General features: G+C 64.2%; 15 protein-coding genes. 4 read left to right on the top strand and 11 right to left on the bottom strand.

Going from position 1 to position 17,006, the window contains the following annotated elements; translation table 11 throughout:
• Positions 1 to 8: 8 nt before the first annotated feature.
• From PCA31118_RS22260 to rpe, 5 genes are all read right to left on the bottom strand, one after another.
• A complete protein-coding gene (locus PCA31118_RS22260) occupies positions 9 to 1,082 on the bottom strand; it encodes an HlyD family secretion protein (RefSeq protein WP_150627174.1) in 1,074 nt (357 codons plus the stop codon).
• Between the two features lie 18 nt (positions 1,083 to 1,100).
• A complete protein-coding gene (locus PCA31118_RS22255) occupies positions 1,101 to 2,738 on the bottom strand; it encodes an efflux transporter outer membrane subunit (protein ID WP_150627173.1) in 1,638 nt (545 codons plus the stop codon).
• Between the two features lie 285 nt (positions 2,739 to 3,023).
• Positions 3,024 to 4,529, bottom strand: coding sequence for an anthranilate synthase component I (gene trpE / locus PCA31118_RS22250; RefSeq protein ID WP_044457188.1), 1,506 nt, complete (start codon positions 4,527 to 4,529; stop codon positions 3,024 to 3,026).
• 418 nt (positions 4,530 to 4,947) lie between these two features.
• Positions 4,948 to 5,664, bottom strand: coding sequence for a phosphoglycolate phosphatase (locus PCA31118_RS22245; protein ID WP_150627172.1), 717 nt, complete (start codon positions 5,662 to 5,664; stop codon positions 4,948 to 4,950).
• Positions 5,661 to 6,341: a ribulose-phosphate 3-epimerase gene (rpe, locus tag PCA31118_RS22240; RefSeq protein ID WP_039406078.1), complete on the bottom strand. Its 681-nt coding sequence runs from the start codon at positions 6,339 to 6,341 to the stop codon at positions 5,661 to 5,663. Before rpe ends, PCA31118_RS22245 begins: the two co-directional genes overlap by 4 nt.
• Positions 6,342 to 6,710: 369 nt before the next feature.
• Here rpe and apaG point away from each other — a divergent pair, with 369 nt between their 5' ends.
• Positions 6,711 to 7,085 carry a Co2+/Mg2+ efflux protein ApaG gene (apaG, locus tag PCA31118_RS22235; protein WP_039393382.1) on the top strand — a complete coding sequence of 125 codons (375 nt, stop codon included), beginning with the start codon at positions 6,711 to 6,713 and terminating at the stop codon, positions 7,083 to 7,085.
• 27 nt (positions 7,086 to 7,112) lie between these two features.
• On the opposite strand, the gene PCA31118_RS27105 is transcribed toward apaG, so the two are convergent.
• Positions 7,113 to 7,379 (bottom strand): hypothetical protein, encoded by a 267-nt coding sequence (locus PCA31118_RS27105; protein WP_174990566.1) that lies wholly within the window; start codon positions 7,377 to 7,379, stop codon positions 7,113 to 7,115.
• On the opposite strand from PCA31118_RS27105, the gene mltA reads away from it, so the two are divergent.
• Complete coding sequence (gene mltA / locus PCA31118_RS22230) at positions 7,378 to 8,520, top strand: murein transglycosylase A (protein WP_246190376.1); 1,143 nt, start codon at positions 7,378 to 7,380, stop codon at positions 8,518 to 8,520. The genes PCA31118_RS27105 and mltA overlap by 2 nt on opposite strands.
• 171 nt (positions 8,521 to 8,691) lie before the next feature.
• Here the strand turns inward: mltA and paaK are convergent, their stop codons facing one another.
• From paaK to paaN, 5 genes are all read right to left on the bottom strand, one after another.
• Positions 8,692 to 9,987 (bottom strand): phenylacetate--CoA ligase PaaK, encoded by a 1,296-nt coding sequence (gene paaK / locus PCA31118_RS22225; protein WP_150627171.1) that lies wholly within the window; start codon positions 9,985 to 9,987, stop codon positions 8,692 to 8,694.
• Between the two features lie 86 nt (positions 9,988 to 10,073).
• The gene (gene paaI, locus PCA31118_RS22220; protein ID WP_044458541.1) at positions 10,074 to 10,493 is read right to left on the bottom strand and encodes a hydroxyphenylacetyl-CoA thioesterase PaaI; all 420 of its coding nucleotides are present in this window, start codon (positions 10,491 to 10,493) and stop codon (positions 10,074 to 10,076) included.
• Positions 10,494 to 10,682: 189 nt separating this feature from the next.
• On the bottom strand, positions 10,683 to 11,465 hold the full coding sequence (gene paaG, locus PCA31118_RS22215) for a 2-(1,2-epoxy-1,2-dihydrophenyl)acetyl-CoA isomerase PaaG (protein ID WP_150627170.1): 783 nt from the start codon (positions 11,463 to 11,465) through the stop codon (positions 10,683 to 10,685).
• Positions 11,466 to 11,493: 28 nt separating this feature from the next.
• Positions 11,494 to 12,696 carry a 3-oxoadipyl-CoA thiolase gene (gene pcaF / locus PCA31118_RS22210; protein WP_150627169.1) on the bottom strand — a complete coding sequence of 401 codons (1,203 nt, stop codon included), beginning with the start codon at positions 12,694 to 12,696 and terminating at the stop codon, positions 11,494 to 11,496.
• Between the two features lie 207 nt (positions 12,697 to 12,903).
• The gene (paaN, locus tag PCA31118_RS22205) at positions 12,904 to 14,598 is read right to left on the bottom strand and encodes a phenylacetic acid degradation protein PaaN (RefSeq protein WP_150627168.1); all 1,695 of its coding nucleotides are present in this window, start codon (positions 14,596 to 14,598) and stop codon (positions 12,904 to 12,906) included.
• A gap of 579 nt (positions 14,599 to 15,177) precedes the next feature.
• On the opposite strand from paaN, the gene PCA31118_RS22200 reads away from it, so the two are divergent.
• The gene (locus tag PCA31118_RS22200) at positions 15,178 to 15,954 is read left to right on the top strand and encodes an enoyl-CoA hydratase (RefSeq protein WP_044457179.1); all 777 of its coding nucleotides are present in this window, start codon (positions 15,178 to 15,180) and stop codon (positions 15,952 to 15,954) included.
• A gap of 84 nt (positions 15,955 to 16,038) precedes the next feature.
• Positions 16,039 to 16,845, top strand: coding sequence for a basic amino acid ABC transporter substrate-binding protein (locus PCA31118_RS22195; protein ID WP_150627167.1), 807 nt, complete (start codon positions 16,039 to 16,041; stop codon positions 16,843 to 16,845).
• Positions 16,846 to 17,006 lie beyond the last annotated feature (161 nt).

Raw genomic sequence — 17,006 nt, 5'->3', positions numbered from 1 at the left:
CGCGCGACTCATTGCGGCAGTTTGGTCTGCAACTGCGCCGGCCATTCGACCTTGCTGTCGGTCTTCACCCATGCCACACCGGGCAGGCCCGTCTTCACAAGTTTCAGATGCTGTTGCAGCAGTTCGGGGGCGATCTGCGCGCGCACACGGAACATGAGTTTCTGACGCTCGCTCTCCGTCTCCACGGTCTTCGGGGTGAATTGCGCAGTGCTCGAGACGAACGAGATGCTGGCGGGAATGACGAACTGCGGTGCGGCGTCGAGCACGATGCGCGCTTCGGCGCCCATGGCAAGACGACCGGCCACGGCTTCGGGCAGGAAGAAGGTCATGTACACGTCGGACAGATCGACGAGGTTGAGGACCTTGCCTCCGGCGCCGAGCACTTCGCCGGGTTGCGCCACCCGGTACTGCACGCGGCCGTCACGCGGCGCCTTGAGTTCGCTGTCGGCAATATCGGCTTCGATCCGGGTGATGGTGGCCTGTGCGGCTTCGACCGTCGACTTCGATCCGGTGACCTGCGCGTTGGCGGCTTCGACGGCGGACTGGGCCGCTGCGACCTGCGCCTTGGCGGCGGTGACGGCCGCGCGGGTGCTGCGCACGCGGGCGCGGTCGTCGTCCAGTTCCTGCACCGACGATGCGCCTTCCTTCGAGAGCGTTTCCGAGCGCGAGAGTCGGCGTTGCGCGGCGTCGAGTTCGGCTTCGCGCGCGGCGACATTGGCTTCTGCCGTCGCCTTGTCCGACAGGCGTGCGGCGGCTTGCGCCTGAATGGCGGCCACGTTCGTCACGGCCTGCTGGTACTGCGCCCGCGCTTCGTCGCGCTGGGCGTTGAGCGTGTCGATCTGCATCTTGGCGAGCACCTGCCCGGCCTTTACGAAGTCGCCTTCGCGCACGTAAATGGCTTCGACACGTCCTGCCATCTTCGTCGCCACGTCGACCTCGGTGGCTTCGATGCGACCGTTGCCGCTGGCGAAGCCTTCACCCGGACCGGTGTTGCTGTAGGTCTTCCATCCGAACCAACCCAGTCCGATGACGACGAGCACGATCAGCGCTGGAACCAGTTTCTTGGCGTTGGGAAGCGTCATTGTTTTGACCTCTTGAATTTATCGGACGGTCTGCGCGGTGTTCGCTGTGCCCGGCACGGCAGTGGCGGTGGCCGACCCCGGCGCGACTGGCGGCACCGCCGACGTTGGCGGCGATGGCGGCGGCGGAGGGGTGGGGGCCACGACGCGGGGCGTGCGCGCAAAGGGGCCGTCAGGCGTGTCGGCCGCAGGCATGAGCCGACTGCCGCCGCCCAGCGCCGTGTAGAGCGAGACGCGCGCGGACAGCAGTGCGCGACGTGTCTGGACCGTTTGTTGTTCGATGGCGAGCAGGTCGCGTTGCGCGTCGAGCACTTCGAGGAAGGCGGCCGCGCCGTGGTCGTAGCGCAGCTTCGCCAGACGTGCGCGCTCGGCCTGCGCGTCCTGCGTGGCTTGCAGGATCGTGACCTGATCGGCCAGCCAGCGGCGCGCGCTCAATGCGTCTGCCACGTCGCGAAAGGCGCCCTGAATCGTCTTCTCGTAATTCGCGACCGATTCGACGCGGCGCGCCTCGGCCAGATCGAGATTGTTGACGAGACGTCCGCCCTGGAAGATCGGAAGATTGATGCTCGGAGTGAAGGCCCATGCGGCACTCCCGGCCTTGAACAGACCGTCGAGCGCGCTGCTCGCGGTGCCCACGGAGCCGGTCAGCGTGATCTGCGGGAAGAACGCGGCGCGCGCCGCGCCGATATTGGCATGAGCGGCGCGCAGCTGATACTCCGCGGCGATGATGTCGGGGCGGTCTTCGAGCAGCGACGAAGGCAGACCGGGCTCGAGGTCGCGCATGAGGCTGGCGTCGTCCGCCATCCGGTCGAGCGCCTGCGGCGAGGTATCGATGGGAATGCCCACGAGCACTTGCAACGCATGCGCCTGTGTGGCGCGCTGCTGCTCGAGCTGGGTGACGAGCGCCCGCGCCTGCTGCCAGAGCGTGGTGACTTCGGTGAGGTCGAGTTTCGAGGTCGAGCCGACCTGCTCGCGTCGCGTGAAGATACGCAGCGACTCAGCCCGGCTGTCGACGGTTTGTTGCGCGAGGGCGATGCGCTCGTCGTATTCGCGAAGACTGAGCCATGTTTGCGCCACTTGCGAAATCAGACTCAGTTGCAGGGCCCGGCGTGACGCATCCGACGCCAGATAATCGTCGAGCGCGGCGTCTTTCAGGTTGCGAATGCGGCCCCAGAAGTCGAGCTCCCACGTCGATAATCCCAACCCGACCTGATATTGACTGCTGATATAGGGGTTGCCGGTGAGGCTCAGATCGCCGGGCAGGCGCTGGCGGGTGCCGCTCGCGCCGAGGCCCGCCGACGGGAAGAGGTCGGCACGTTGAATGCCGTACACGGCGCGGGCCTGTTCGACACGGGCAAGCGCCACGCGCAAGTCACGGTTGTTGGCGAGCGCGGTTTCGATGAGGCTGCGAAGCTGCGGATCGGCGAAATACTCGCGCCAGTCGAGTGCGGACGCCGGCTGTGCGGCGGCGGTGGCGGGCGCCGCGCTGACATCCGCCGTCCATACATCGGCGACAGGGGCCGCAGGGCGCTCGTAAGTGGGCGCCATCGAAATGCAGCCACCAAGCACGACGGAAGTCGCGACAGTAATCGCCGCGGCCGTGATGGACCGGACTGACGCCAGGGAGGCCGCATGAAAACGTGCGACGCCGCGACGCATACGTGGATTGCATGGTTTCGCCATAGAAGCTTCGACCTCCCGACGGACACCTAACTATATCCCGGGTGACGTCAATCGGCGTATACCGGAGGAGACGAAAAAAGCGAACGGTTGTGCTAAATCAACAAAGGCCCCGAATCGACTAGTGCATCGATTCGAGGCCTTCGGAGGATCCTGTCACTGGCATGCAATATATGTGAGCCCGCCGCGTATCAAACGGCAACGCGCTTCACGTTGGTGCAGCCATGCGGCGACGCGCTCGGACGCGCGTTCGCCCGGGGTCGGTCAGTACTCGGCGTCGAGTCCGTCCTGAACCTGCTCGGCAGCACGCAGTACCGCGCGGGCCTTGTTTTCCGTCTCTTGCCATTCGGACTCGGGGACCGAGTCGGCGACGATGCCGGCGGCGGCCTGCACATACAGATTGCCGTCCTTGATGACGCCGGTGCGAATGGCGATCGCCACGTCCATTTCGCCGCCGAACGACAGATAACCCACGGCGCCGCCGTACAGGCCGCGCTTGACCGGTTCGAGTTCGTCGATCAGCTCCATGGCGCGCACTTTGGGGGCGCCGGTGAGCGTGCCCGCCGGGAAGGTGGCGCGCAGCACGTCGATGTTCGACAGACCGGGTTGCAGACGCCCCTCCACCGAACTCACGATGTGCTGCACGTGCGAGTACTTCTCGATGATCATCTTGTCGGTCACTTCGACCGTGCCCGTCTGCGCAATGCGGCCGACGTCGTTACGTGCCAGATCGATGAGCATGACATGCTCGGCGATTTCTTTCGGATCGCCAAGCAATTCTCTGGCCAGCTCGGCGTCGCGTTCGGGCGTGGCGCCACGCGGGCGTGTGCCTGCCAGCGGACGAATCGTCACGATTTCCTGCTCGCCGTCCGGTGTCTGGCGACGCTCCTGACGCACCAGAATTTCCGGCGACGCGCCGACCACCTGGAAGTCGCCGAAGTTGTAGAAGTACATGTACGGCGACGGATTTAGCGAGCGCAGCGCGCGATACAGCGAGAGCGGGGCGTCGCGATACGGCTTGATGAGACGCTGGCCGACCTGCACCTGCATCAGTTCACCGGCGGCAATGGCTTCCTTGGCCTTGGCGACGGCCGCCAGATAGTCCGGCTTGGCGAATTCGCGGAAGGTCTCGGTGCGAACGCTGCCCGAGGTGACCGGTGCGTCGACAGGGGCCTTGAGGCGAGCGCGCAATTCGCGCAGACGCAGGCGTGCCTTCGAGTATGCCTCCGGCTGGGTCGGGTCGGCGTAAATGATGAGGTACAGCTTGCCGGTCAGGTTGTCGATCACGGCGAGTTCTTCCGTGAGCAGCAGTTGGATGTCCGGCAGATTCAGATCGTCGCGCGGCGTGCTGTGCGCGAGTTTCTTCTCGATGTAGCGCACGGCGTCGTAGCCGAAGTAGCCGGCCAGCCCACCGCAGAAGCGCGGCATGCCCGGGCGCAGCGCCACTTTGAAGCGGGCCTGGAACTGGGTGATGAATTCGAGCGGATCGCCTTCATGCGTTTCCACGACCGTACCGTCGCGCACGACTTCGGTTTTGGGGCCGAAGCTTCGCAGCAACGTGTGGGCCGAGAGGCCGATGAACGAATACCGGCCGAAGCGCTCGCCTCCGACCACGGATTCCAGCAAGAAAGTGTTGGCCCCGCGGCGGTCGCCCAGCGCCAGCTTCAGATAGAGCGAGAGCGGCGTGTCGAGATCGGCAAAGGCTTCGGCGATCAGCGGGATGCGGTTGAAGCCCTGGTTGGCCAGCGATTTGAATTCGAGTTCGGTCATGTTGCACTCTGCCTGCAAGTTTGTTGCCGGCGGGCGGTCCCGCAGATTCGGCGTGGATTGGCGTTGAGAATACCTGAGTCGTGTCGGGGAGGCAGGTGTGCTGACCCACGTCGAGGCGCTGCGAGCGCGCGTGCACCGGCGATGCCAGCCATGCGAACGTCGCAATGCGTCTGAACGAATCCGCGCGCCATGCAAACCGTTCGAAACGGTGTAGACGACGCGCCGATCAATGACTTCTTGGGAACAACAACGATGCAAGAAACGGGTTGCCGGAGACGAACTCCGACGGTCCCGGCCACCCCTTGGAAGGGTTCAGCAGGACCAGCGTCGCCAGGGCCAGGCCCCCCGGTCGATCACGCTAAGACTCCGTTTCTTGTTCAGGAACATGCGCTTGAATGCAGTGTGGAAGACGGCGAATTCAGTTCGCCAGTGTGGACGTTGCGTTGGGCAGAATCGCCCGGGCAGCGCCCAGAATTGAGGCGACTATACCATCCGTGTCGATCGTTTGTATAGATTCGCCATGGTTGTAGCCATACGGCACCGTGAGCGAGCGGCAGCCTGCTGCGCGCGCCGCCTGGGCGTCGTTGCCGGAGTCGCCGACAAGCACCGTTTGGGCAGGCGAGACGCCGAACGCTTCGCAGGCTTTGATGAGCGGCATCGGGTCCGGTTTGCGCTTGGGCCACGAGTCGCCGCCGTACACCAGATCGAACTGATCCGACAGGCCGTAGTGTTCGAGCAGCGCAAGCGCGAAGCGATGCTGCTTGTTGGTGATGCACGCCACGGGCAGACCGGCTTCACGCAAGGCGGCGAGGCCTTCGCGCACTTCCGGGTACAGCACCGTGTTCTCGCCGTTGATGGACGTGTAGACGGCTTCGTACTTTTCCTGTGCGCGCTCGAACAGTGCATCGATATCGGTGGCCGGGAAGCGTTCGGCAAGCGTCTTGCGCACCAGATTGGCGGTGCCCTTGCCCACGAACGTCATCAGGCGCTCGACCGGCACCGGCGCGGCGCCGAGGTCGGCCAGCATGGCGTTGAGCGCGACGCCGAAGTCGCCTGCGGTGTCGACGAGCGTGCCATCGAGGTCGATCAGCACCGCGCGGATGCCGTCGAGACGGAGGTGCGGATTCTGGATCATGCGACGCTCGCGAGCTGGGCGCGCATCTGGTCGATTACCGCCTTGTAGTCGGGTTTGCCGAAGATCGCCGAGCCGGCCACGAAGGTGTCGGCGCCGGCGGCGGCGATTTCCGCAATGTTGTCGACCTTCACTCCGCCGTCGATTTCGAGACGGATCTCGCGACCGGTCTCGGCCGTATAAGCGTCGATGCGTGCGCGTACGGCGCGCAGCTTGTTGAGCGCTTCCGGAATGAACGACTGGCCGCCGAAGCCCGGATTGACCGACATGATGAGCACCATGTCCAGACGGTCCATCACGTGATCGAGGTAATGCAGCGGGGTGCCCGGGTTGAAGACGAGGCCGGCCTTGCAGCCGTTGTCGCGAATCAGGCCCAGCGTGCGGTCCACGTGTTCCGACGCTTCCGGGTGGAAGGTAATCAGGTTGGCGCCCGCCTTGGCGAAGTCGGGCACGATGCGATCGACCGGGCGCACCATCAGGTGCACGTCGATGGGCACGTCCACGTGGGGGCGGATCGCTTCGCAGACCATCGGGCCGATCGTCAGATTGGGAACGTAATGGTTGTCCATCACGTCGAAGTGGATCCAGTCGGCGCCTGCTGCCACGACGTTACGGACTTCTTCGCCCAGCCGGGCAAAGTCGGCGGACAGGATGCTGGGGGCGATACAGAATTGCGTCATGGCGGGGCAGGGGGAAAGCGTCAAAAGCGCTATTTTAAAGCTTTCACATGACGCTTGCCCGCAGTGTGTCGGATTGACCGGTTGGGAAGCCTTGCCGCGCGCCGGGGGCAAGGCGCCGCCCGCCGGGTCTCGGAGGAGGCGATGGCGGGGCAATTCAGGGGCAATTCAGGCGCGTTTGCCGGTTGCGACCCGCGACGACTTGCCGCAGAATGCCTTGCAAAACGGGACAGCGCTTGCGATTTGCGCCTGTCACGATGCATGAACCGATCGTCGTCCTGCAAGTCATCGAGGACATAGACGACGCAGACGATACAGACAACATAGACCAGAACGACATCAGAGAGCACGCATGCGCTACAGGAACACCCGATGAGCCAGTACGAATTTACCGTCACCGTGCGCCCGCAATACCTCCCGGAACAATCGGAACCGGACCGGCGGCAGTTTGCCTTCGCCTACACGATCACCATCCGCAATAGCGGCGAAGTGCCGGCGCAGTTGATTTCGCGCCACTGGGTGATCACCGACGGCGACAACAAGGTGCAGGAAGTGAATGGCCTGGGCGTTGTCGGCCATCAGCCGTTCCTCCAGCCGGGCGAGCAGTTCGAGTACACGAGCTGGGCGATGGTGGCCACGCCCGTGGGCACCATGCGCGGCGAGTACTTCTGTGTGGCGGAGGACGGCACGCGCTTCGAGGCGCCCATCGCCGAATTCGCCCTGACCATGCCGCGCACGTTGCACTGAAGCGGGCATGCGCGCAACGAGTGGGCGTCATCGACGGTCGTCGGACCAGTCCTCGCGTTTGAGCGGATCGTCCGCCGGGTCAGGGTTGCGCGAATCGGCCGGACCGCTGGAACCGAGGGGACCAATGGGATCCACGGTATCGCTCGGCATGGGCCGTGTCGCATGCGTGCGGCGAACCCGGCGTCCGGGCGGCGGCTTGCGTCGCAACACCACGATAGCGGCAACGATCACGATTGCCAGCAACACCTCCGGCAACACCAGCAACGCCGGATACTCATCGAACAGATTACTCATGACGCTTTTCCTGAATGTGTTCGGGCGGTGGCGCGTCGGCCGGGGCCTGGCGCTCGCCGCGTTTGCCGTCTTGCTCTATGGTTGTTCGAGTGTGCCCCCGTCGACCCCGTCACGTCCAGGCGTGCCGCCGTCGAATGTGGCCACGCCGCCTTCCGGCGCGGGACGCATGCAGGCCGTGACGTGGGGCGACGTCGACGGCTGGCAGGACGATTCGCTCATCGGCGCACGTCTCGCGCTTGCCCAGACGTGTGTGAAGCTGGGGCGCCAGACGAAATGGCAGCCGGCCTGCCGGGCGTCCGAACAACTCGACGATCTCGACGCCGCCGCCGTTCGTCAGTTCTTCGAACAGTACTTTACGCCGTTCCGGATCGCGAACGCCGACGGCACGCAGACCGGCCTGATCACGGGCTACTACGAGCCGCTGCTGCACGGCTCGCGCGTGAGGGGCGGCGCTTACCAGACGCCCCTCTACAAGTGGCCCGCCGGGCGCAAGGCCGGCACGCTGCCCGCACGTGCCGAGCTGATGCGCAGCGGCATATTGCGCGGCAACGAGCTGGTCTATGTCGACGACCCGATCGAGGCTTTTTTTCTGCAAGTGCAGGGCTCGGGGCAGATCCTGCTCGATGACGGGACGGTCATGCGGGTGGGCTACGCCGGCAACAACGACCAGCCGTACAAGTCGATTGGACGGTGGTTGATCGACCGTGGCGAAATTACGGCGGCGCAGGCGACGATGCAGGGCATTCGCGCGTGGGCGCGCGCCAATCCGTCGCGGGTCGACGCGCTGCTCGACGTGAATCCGCGCTTCGTCTTCTTCCGCGAGATGCCGAATCATGGTGTGGGCGGCATCGAAGGACCGATCGGCGCGTTGGGCGTGCCGCTCACGGCGGAGCGTTCGATTGCCGTCGACCCGGCCTCGATTCCGTTGGGCAGCCCGGTGTTCCTGTCGACGACGCGTCCGCCGTTTGGCCCGCAGGCCAATTTGCCGATCAATCGACTGATGTTCGCGCAGGACACGGGCAGCGCCATCAAAGGCGGTGTGCGCGCCGACTTCTTCTGGGGACTCGGCGACGATGCGGGCGATCTGGCCGGTCGCATGCGTCAGAGCGGCAGGATGTGGGTGTTTCTGCCGAACCAGTAAAGGCAGTGGTTCCATTCGATCGACGATGGAATGCCAACGAAAAAGCCCGCGAATTCGCGGGCTTTTTCATGTCGGTCTGATGTGTCGACCTGATGTGTCGACCTGATGTGTCGACCTGACGTGCTGACCTGACGTGCTGACCTGACGTCTGTCGTGTTCTGTCGTGACGCCTCAGCGCGGACGCTTGTCCACCACGCGACGCGCCTTGCCCACCGAGCGCTCGATACCGCCGACCGGCTTCACGCGCACCGCGCACGACACGCCGATGAGCGTCTTGATGTCGCGCTTGAGTTCGCTGCCCGCCGCTTGCAGGGCGGTGGCGTCGTCGCAACCGACAGCAGCCTCGACATCCACGGCCATCGTGTCCATCGGGCCTTCCTTGTCCAGAATGATCTGGTAGTGCGGGGAGAGCACCGGCTGACGCAGCAGCAGTTCTTCGATTTGCGAGGGGAAAACGTTCACGCCGCGAATGATCATCATGTCGTCGGAGCGCCCGGTGATCTTCTCCATGCGCCGCATCGTGCGCGCCGTACCCGGCAACAGACGTGTCAGGTCGCGGGTGCGGTAGCGGATGATCGGCAGTGCTTCCTTCGTGAGCGAGGTGAAGACCAGTTCACCGAACTCGCCATCGGGCAGCACTTCACCGGTCTCCGGATCGATGATTTCGGGATAGAAGTGATCCTCCCAGATGGTCGGGCCGTCCTTCGTCTCGGCGCATTCGCAAGCGACACCCGGGCCCATCACTTCGGACAGGCCGTAGATGTCGACGGCGTCGATGCCCATGCGCTTCTCGATGGCGCTGCGCATGTCGTTCGTCCAAGGCTCCGCGCCGAAAATGCCGATGCGCAGCGACGACTCGGCGGCCACGATGCCCTGACGCTCGAGTTCGTCGGCAATCGCGAGCATATAGCTCGGCGTGACCATGATGATGTCCGGCTTGAAGTCCTGAATCAGTTGCACCTGCTTCTCGGTCTGGCCGCCGCCAAACGGAATCACGGTCAGGCCCGCACGCTCGGCGCCGTAATGTGCGCCCAGACCGCCGGTAAACAAGCCATAGCCGTAACTGATATGCACCTTGTCGCCGCGACGCGCACCGGAAGCGCGGATCGAGCGCGCGACCAGATCGGCCCACGTGCTGATGTCGTTCGCCGTGTAGCCCACGACCGTCGGCTTGCCCGTCGTGCCCGAGGACGCATGCACGCGCGAGACCTGTTCCATCGGCACCGCGAACATGCCGAACGGATAGCTGTCGCGCAGGTCCTTCTTCGTCGTGAACGGGAATTTGGCCAGATCGGCCAGCGAGGTCAGATCGTCCGGGTGGACGCCGGCCTCCTCGAACTTGCGGCGATATACCGGCGAGTTCTCATAGGCATGCCGCAGCGTCGTCTTCAGACGGTCGAGCTGAAGGGCGCGCAGTTCGTCGAGGCTCGCTTTCTCGATCGGCTCGAGCGGCAGGGCGGTGGTCATGACTGTCTCCTTGGGACTTGCTTCTAACGCTTGTTACGCTTCTGTCTCGCGCGGCCGTGCCCGGTCGCGCGTATTGCCGGGGCGCGTCAGACGACGTTGCCCTTGATCTGTGCGGATTTGCCGCGGAACATCGCCACGACTTCCCCCGCGCTGTTCGTCAAACGAATGTCGTAGATGCCGTGACGGCCGGAAAGCACCTGTTCCTGCGCCTCGGCAGTGAGCGTATCGCCACCGGAGACCGGTTTCAGGAATTCGATGCTGCAACCCGCCGCGACCGTCACCACGTTGTAGCTGTTGCAGGCGAACGCAAAGGTGGAATCCGCCAGGGTGAACATCAGACCGCCATGACAGATGGCGTGACCGTTGAGGAACTCGTCGCGAATGCGCATCGTCATGCGCGCATAACCGGGACGCACTTCCTGCAACTCCATGCCGAGCCATTGGCTCGCACGGTCCGTGCTGTACATGGCCACGCCGGTAGCGTGCGCGAGTTCGTCCGGCGTCATCTCGCTGACGGCCTTGGGCGTGCCGGCAGCGGCGGCGGCGGTGGAGGTCTGGCTCATCGGGGGCTCCTCGGTGTCTCTTGTCTAGTTATGTCGTCGGTCTCTCGCGCGGCGCGTGGTTTTGGCGTTGGCGTTGGCGTTGGCGGTGCGTCGCGGCGTTGTTTTGCTTTTTTGCTTTGGGGTTACCGTCCTTCAGCGACCCTCAAACGTCGGCGCGCGCTTCTCCAGAAACGCATTTACGCCTTCGGCATAGTCATACGACGCGCCCAGCGAGCGCTGACCGTCACGTTCAAGGTCGAGTTGCTGATCGAGCGTGTTGGTCGTCGAGGCGTAGAGCGCGTGCTTGATGGTCGCGAGCGCTTTGGTCGGCTGCGTCGCCAGTTGTGCGGCAAGCTTCTGCGCTTCGGGCAGCAGCGCGGCGTCGTCGACGCAACGCCAGATCAGCCCCCATTGCTCGGCCCGCTCGGCCGACAGCTTGTCGCCGAGCATGGCCAGCCCCATCGCGCGGGCCATGCCGACGCGTTGCGGCAGGAACCACGTACCGCCCGTATCGGGCACCAGACCGATTTTCACGAAGGCCTGGACGAAATTGACCGATGCGCCGGCGAGCACGATGTCGCAGGCCAGCGCCAGATTGGCGCCTGCGCCGGCGGCGATGCCGTTCACGGCAGCGATCACCGGCAGCGGCATTGCGCGCAGCTTGCGTACGAGCGGGTTGAAGTTTTCGTCGATCAGCGCGCCAAGATCCGTCGAGGCGCCCGGCGTGAAGTCGAGATCCGCCAGATCCTGACCGGCGCAGAAACCGCGTCCGGCGCCGGTCAGCACGATGGCGCGTGCACCTTGCGCTTGCGCGGCATCCAGGGCGTCGCGCAGTTCCGCATGCATTTGCCGCGTGAAGCTGTTGAGCTTCTCCGGGCGGTTGAGCGTGATCGTCGCGACGTTGTCCGTCAGCGTCAGTTGAACCGTGGCGGTCATCGGGGCTTCCTCCGAGGGGTAATGTGCGTCAGACGCGTTCGATGGCGATGGCGATACCCTGACCCACGCCGATGCACATCGTGCACAGCGCGAAGCGGCCGCCCGTGCGATGCAACTGATACATCGCGGTGGTGACCAGACGGGCGCCCGAGGCACCCAGCGGGTGACCGAGTGCGATCGCGCCGCCGTTCGGGTTGACGCGGGCGTCGTCGTCGGCCACGCCGAGTTGACGCAACACCGCCAGACCCTGACTGGCGAAGGCCTCGTTGAGTTCGATGACGTCGAACTGGTCGAGCGTCATGTTCAGTTGCTTGAGCAGCTTGAGCGTCGCCGGTGCCGGGCCGATGCCCATGATCCGCGGGGCGACGCCGGCCGTGGCCATGCCGAGCACGCGCGCACGTGGCGTGAGGCCATGCAGCTTCGCCGCGCTCTCGCTGGCGAGCAGCAGGGCGCACGAGCCGTCGTTCACGCCCGACGCATTGCCGGCGGTGACGGTGCCGTCCGCACGGACCACGCCCTTGAGCTTGCCCAGCGCTTCCATGCTCGTGGCGCGCGGGTGTTCGTCATGTTCGACCACGATCGGGTCGCCCTTCTTCTGGGCGATCGACACCGGGGTGATTTCCTGCGCGAGCGTGCCGTCGGCCTGCGCGCGGGCAGCCTTCTCCTGGCTGCGCAGCGCAAATCGATCCTGATCTCCGCGGTTGATCTTGAAGTCGTCGGCAACGTTCTCTGCCGTCTCCGGCATCGAGTCCACGCCGTATTGGGCCTTCATCAGCGGGTTGATGAAGCGCCAGCCGATGGTCGTATCGAAGATGGCGGCCTGACGTGAGAATGCGCTGTCGGCCTTGCCCATCACAAACGGTGCGCGAGTCATCGATTCGACGCCGCCCGCGATCATCAGCGCGGCTTCGCCCGCCTTGATGGCGCGAGCGGCGGTGCCGATGGCGTCCATGCCCGAACCGCACAGGCGGTTGAGCGTTGCTCCCGGCACGTCGATGGGCAGCTCGGCGAGCAGCGAAGCCATGCGAGCGACGTTGCGGTTGTCTTCCCCCGCCTGGTTGGCGCAACCGTAGATGACGTCATCGATCAGCGTCCAGTCGACGTTGGGGTTGCGCGCCATGAGCGCCTTGAGGGGAATCGCGCCGAGGTTGTCGGCGCGAACGTCCTTCAGTGCGCCGCCGTAACGGCCGATGGGGGTGCGAATCGCGTCGCAGATGAAGGCTTCGGTCATGGTGTCTCGTTCCTGTCTTGGCGTTGAGGCGGGAGGTGTGCGCGTAACGATGGCCAAACGATGGCGCAACTGTCGCGCAACGGTCGCACAGGGATCCGGCGACCGTCGTGCGACGGTGAGTGACTATGGTAGTGACTTACCGTCGTATTCGCGTGAGGAGTTTCCCGTCCTTCTCTCTATATATGGATGTGACTCAGTAGCCGTGCGTCAGGCGGCGCCCGCTTCGGACTTGGCCGACACATGGTGGCGGCTCTGCACGACGCGGAAGCGATTCGCCACGAAGGCGGCGTCGGCCAGGCTGGCGTTCGCCGCCGGATTGCCCCCGGTGCCGTGGTAATCCGAATAGGCTGCCGACTGGTTCACGAACACGCCGCCGGTCAGATTGAGCGACAGGGCGACACGGCCTTCGATAGCGGCGTCGAGCGCTTGTGCTTCGCCTTCGGCGGACGTCGTGTAGGCAGACAACGTGAGCGCGCCGTGTTCGGCGGCAGTCCGTCCGGCCAGCGCGAACGCCTGCGCGGCGCTGTCGACGGCGATCACGAACGCGATCGGGCCGAACCATTCGCGGGTGTAAGTGGCTTCGTCGGCAACGTCGAGCGCAACGATCAGCGGCGTGCGCACACGGGCATCGGCGAAAGCCGGGTGCTGGAGCGTCTCGCTGTCGAGCACCACGCGACCGACCTTGCGCGCCTCGTCGATACGGGCGAGCACCCCTTCGTTCTGAATTGCGCCGAGCAGTTCGACGGCCTTGGCCGGGTCGCTGCACGTTTTCTGAACGCTGCCGGCGATGGCGGCGACGACGTCGTCGAACGACACCTTGCCGTCCGGCGTTTGAATGCCGTCACGCGGAATGTAGATGTTCTGCGGCGCCGTGCACATCTGGCCGGAATAGAGCGCCAGCGAGAAGCCGATGTTGCGGGCCATGCCCTTCAGGTCGTCCGTCGAGTCGATCACGATCTGATTCACGCCGGCCTTCTCGGTGTAGACCTGCGCCTGACGGGCGTTAGTTTCCAGCCAGTCGCCGTTGGCAGTGCTGCCGGTGAAGTCGATCACGCGCACTTCGCCGCGCTTGGCCAGTTGCTGGACGATGGCGCCGTCGTTCGGGTTCGTGGCGGCGAGGGTGACGACGTCCGGATCGAAACCGGCCTCCTTGAGCACCTCACGCGCAATCTTTACGGTGATGGCGAGCGGCAGAATGGCGCCCGGATGCGGCTTGACGATGACGGCGTTGCCGGTGGCGAGGCTGGCGAACAGGCCCGGGTAGCCGTTCCACGTCGGGAACGTGCAGCAGCCGAGCACGAGCGCCACGCCGCGCGGCACGATGGTGTAACGCTTCTCCATCGCGAGCGGCGGGTTCTTGCCTTGCGGCTTTTCCCAGTAGGCATCGGCGGGGATGCGGCGCAGTTCGTCCCACGCATACGCCACGGCTTCGAGGCCGCGATCCTGCGCGTGCGGGCCACCGGCCTGGAAGGCCATCATGAACGCCTGACCCGTCGTGTGCATCACGGCGTTGGCCATCTCGAAGCTACGGGCGTTCAGGCGTTTGAGGATTTCGAGCGAGACGCCGACCCAGGCGTCCGGCGTGGCGGCGCGCCACGATTTGTGAGCGTCACTCACGCGGGCGAGCAGGGCGTCGATCTCGAAACCGGGGTACGTCGTGCCCAGCGCGAAGCCGAACGGCGAGGTTTCCTGGCCGACGGTGCCCGTGCTGCCACGCTGCTCCAGCGGGAACGCGGCGTTCAGATACTGTTTGAAAGCGGCTTCGCCATCGGCGGCGGCCGTCTCGCCATAAGCGCGCGGGCTCGGCATTTCCGTGAACGGGCTCCAGTACCCACGCGTGGCGATGGCCTGAAGGGCGCGCTCGAGAGTCTCTTGGTGTTTGGCGAAGAGGGGATGAGTCATGGTTGTGGATCTGTCCGTGTCGGGATGCGGCTGGCGGATTCGCTGTCTGTGCCTGCGGGCAAGTTTGTGGCTCGCGCGGCAAGACGCAGGAACGGCACCGGATCGTCCCAATCGAGTTTGTCGTGAACATTAATTGACCGACCGGTTGGTTTGTTAATATAGCACCAAATCTTCTGGGCGTGGCGTGCGATGACGCCGGGTTTTCCCCGACGGATGTTGACGCGGCGCGTCGGCGCGTCGGCACACGACGAAGTGTGCCGGACGTTCCTCTCTATATAAGAATGTTCAGCACGTTTCGGGGGTGAGTCCCGTGCGCTGCGTTGGACGATCTGCTTGGCGGAACGAAAGGTGCGTGCCTTGAGGATCGATGGCATCATGCCTAACCACTACAGTCGACGCCCGGCAGGCCACGTACCCGTGCTGCCATGTGCGCCGCAGCGCCGTTGCGAACCAGCGGCACGCCCATCGCCTTATCTGTTCCCGGCGTTCGCGCGGTGGTGATGTTTTCGAAGACGTCACGTTCGCGCGAAGGCCTGCCCCCGAATCACAAGACGAGACTTTGACTGGAGGAAAAAGAGGATGACGTACGAGAACATTCTGGTGGAGACGCGTGGTCGCGTCGGTCTGATCACGCTGAATCGTCCGAAAGCGCTCAATGCGCTCAACGATGCGCTGATGGACGAGTTGGGCGCAGCGCTCACCGCCTTCGATGCGGACGAAGCCATCGGTTGCATGGTGATCACCGGAAGCGAGAAGGCGTTCGCTGCGGGGGCGGACATCGGCATGATGTCGAAGTACACCTTCGCCGACGTGTTCAAGGGCGACTACATCACGCGCAATTGGGAGACGGTACGTCGTATCCGTAAGCCGGTAATCGCCGCTGTGTCGGGTTTTGCCCTGGGCGGCGGGTGTGAGCTGGCGATGATGTGCGACTTCATCATTGCTGCCGACAACGCGAAATTCGGTCAACCCGAAATCAAGCTCGGCGTGATTCCCGGTGCGGGCGGCACGCAGCGTCTGACGCGCGCGGTATCGAAAGCCAAGGCGATGGACATGTGCCTGACGGCACGTTTCATGGACGCCACGGAGGCCGAGCGCGCCGGCCTCGTGTCGCGCATCGTGCCGTTCGATAAACTGCTCGATGAGGCGATTGGCGCCGCGAACACCATCTGCGAATTTTCATTGCCGGTGGTCATGGCCGCGAAGGAATCCGTCAACCGGGCTTTCGAATCGACGCTGGACGAGGGCGTTCAATTCGAGCGTCGCATGTTCCATTCGCTCTTCGCGCTGGAAGATCAGAAGGAAGGCATGGCTGCGTTCGTCGAGAAGCGCAAGCCGGTTTTCAAGCATCGCTGAGCTGTTGTGAAAAACCCGGGACGGCCTCTTGAGCGGAGGTCGTCCTATGATAGTCTGCCGGTTTTTTCAGCAAGGGACGAAACGATGTCGATGAAACGACGTGCATTTGCGCTGGCCATGGTCGTGGCTTCGGGGCTGCTGTTGAGTGCCTGCGGGAAGAAGGAGGATACGGCTGCGGGGCGCTCGGTCGGGCCTGATGGCTCGCAGCCGGTGTACGTCGTCGGCTCGGACGCTGCCTATGCGCCGTTCGAGTTTGAAACCGATAACCGACAGATCGCGGGTTTCGATATCGACGTGATGAAGGCCGTCGCCGACAAGGCGGGCATTTCCATCCGCTTCATCAATACGCCTTTCGAGGGCATCTTCAATTCCCTCGTGCAGGGCGATCGCGACATACTGATCTCCGCAATCACGATCACCGACGAGCGAAGCAAGCAGATGGACTTCTCGACGCCTTACTTCGAGGCATCGCAACTGATTGCTGTGCCGGCGAATTCGACAGTGCAGAAATTCGCCGATCTGAAATCGATGAAGGTGGGCGTGCAAACGGCAACGACGGGCGACGAGGTCGTTCAGAAGCTGATGGGCAAGAACAATCCGGCCGTCAAACGCTTCGAAGGTACGCCGCTCGCAATGAAGGAACTTGAGGCTGGCGGCGTGGATGCGGTGGTCGCAGATAACGGCGTGGTAGTGAACTTCATTGCGAATAATCCGAATGCCAAGCTCCGTACGGTGGCGGACGACAGCTTCCCGAAGGAGTTTTACGGCATCGCGGTGCGCAAGGGCGACGCAGCGTTGCTCGCCAAGATCAACAAGGGCATCGATGCGATCAAGGCGGATGGCACGTATGACGCGATCTATGAGCGCTACTTCGGCAAGAAGAAGTCGTGAGCGGGAAGTAGGAAAGCGGCGTCTCCTGACGCCGTGTGAAATGAAAAAGCCCCGTCGCGACGGGGCTTTTTCATGGGTTTTCAGATTATTTTCACAAAGTGCTTGCCAGGGTCTCGGGTTTTCACTAATATCTCGTCTCTCGCAACGACAGCGACGCAGCG

This window comes from Pandoraea captiosa (assembly GCF_902459775.1).
In the GTDB taxonomy this organism is placed as follows: domain Bacteria; phylum Pseudomonadota; class Gammaproteobacteria; order Burkholderiales; family Burkholderiaceae; genus Pandoraea; species Pandoraea captiosa.
Note: the sequence above shows the minus strand (reverse complement) of the source record. Positions and strands in the feature narration are given on the sequence as shown.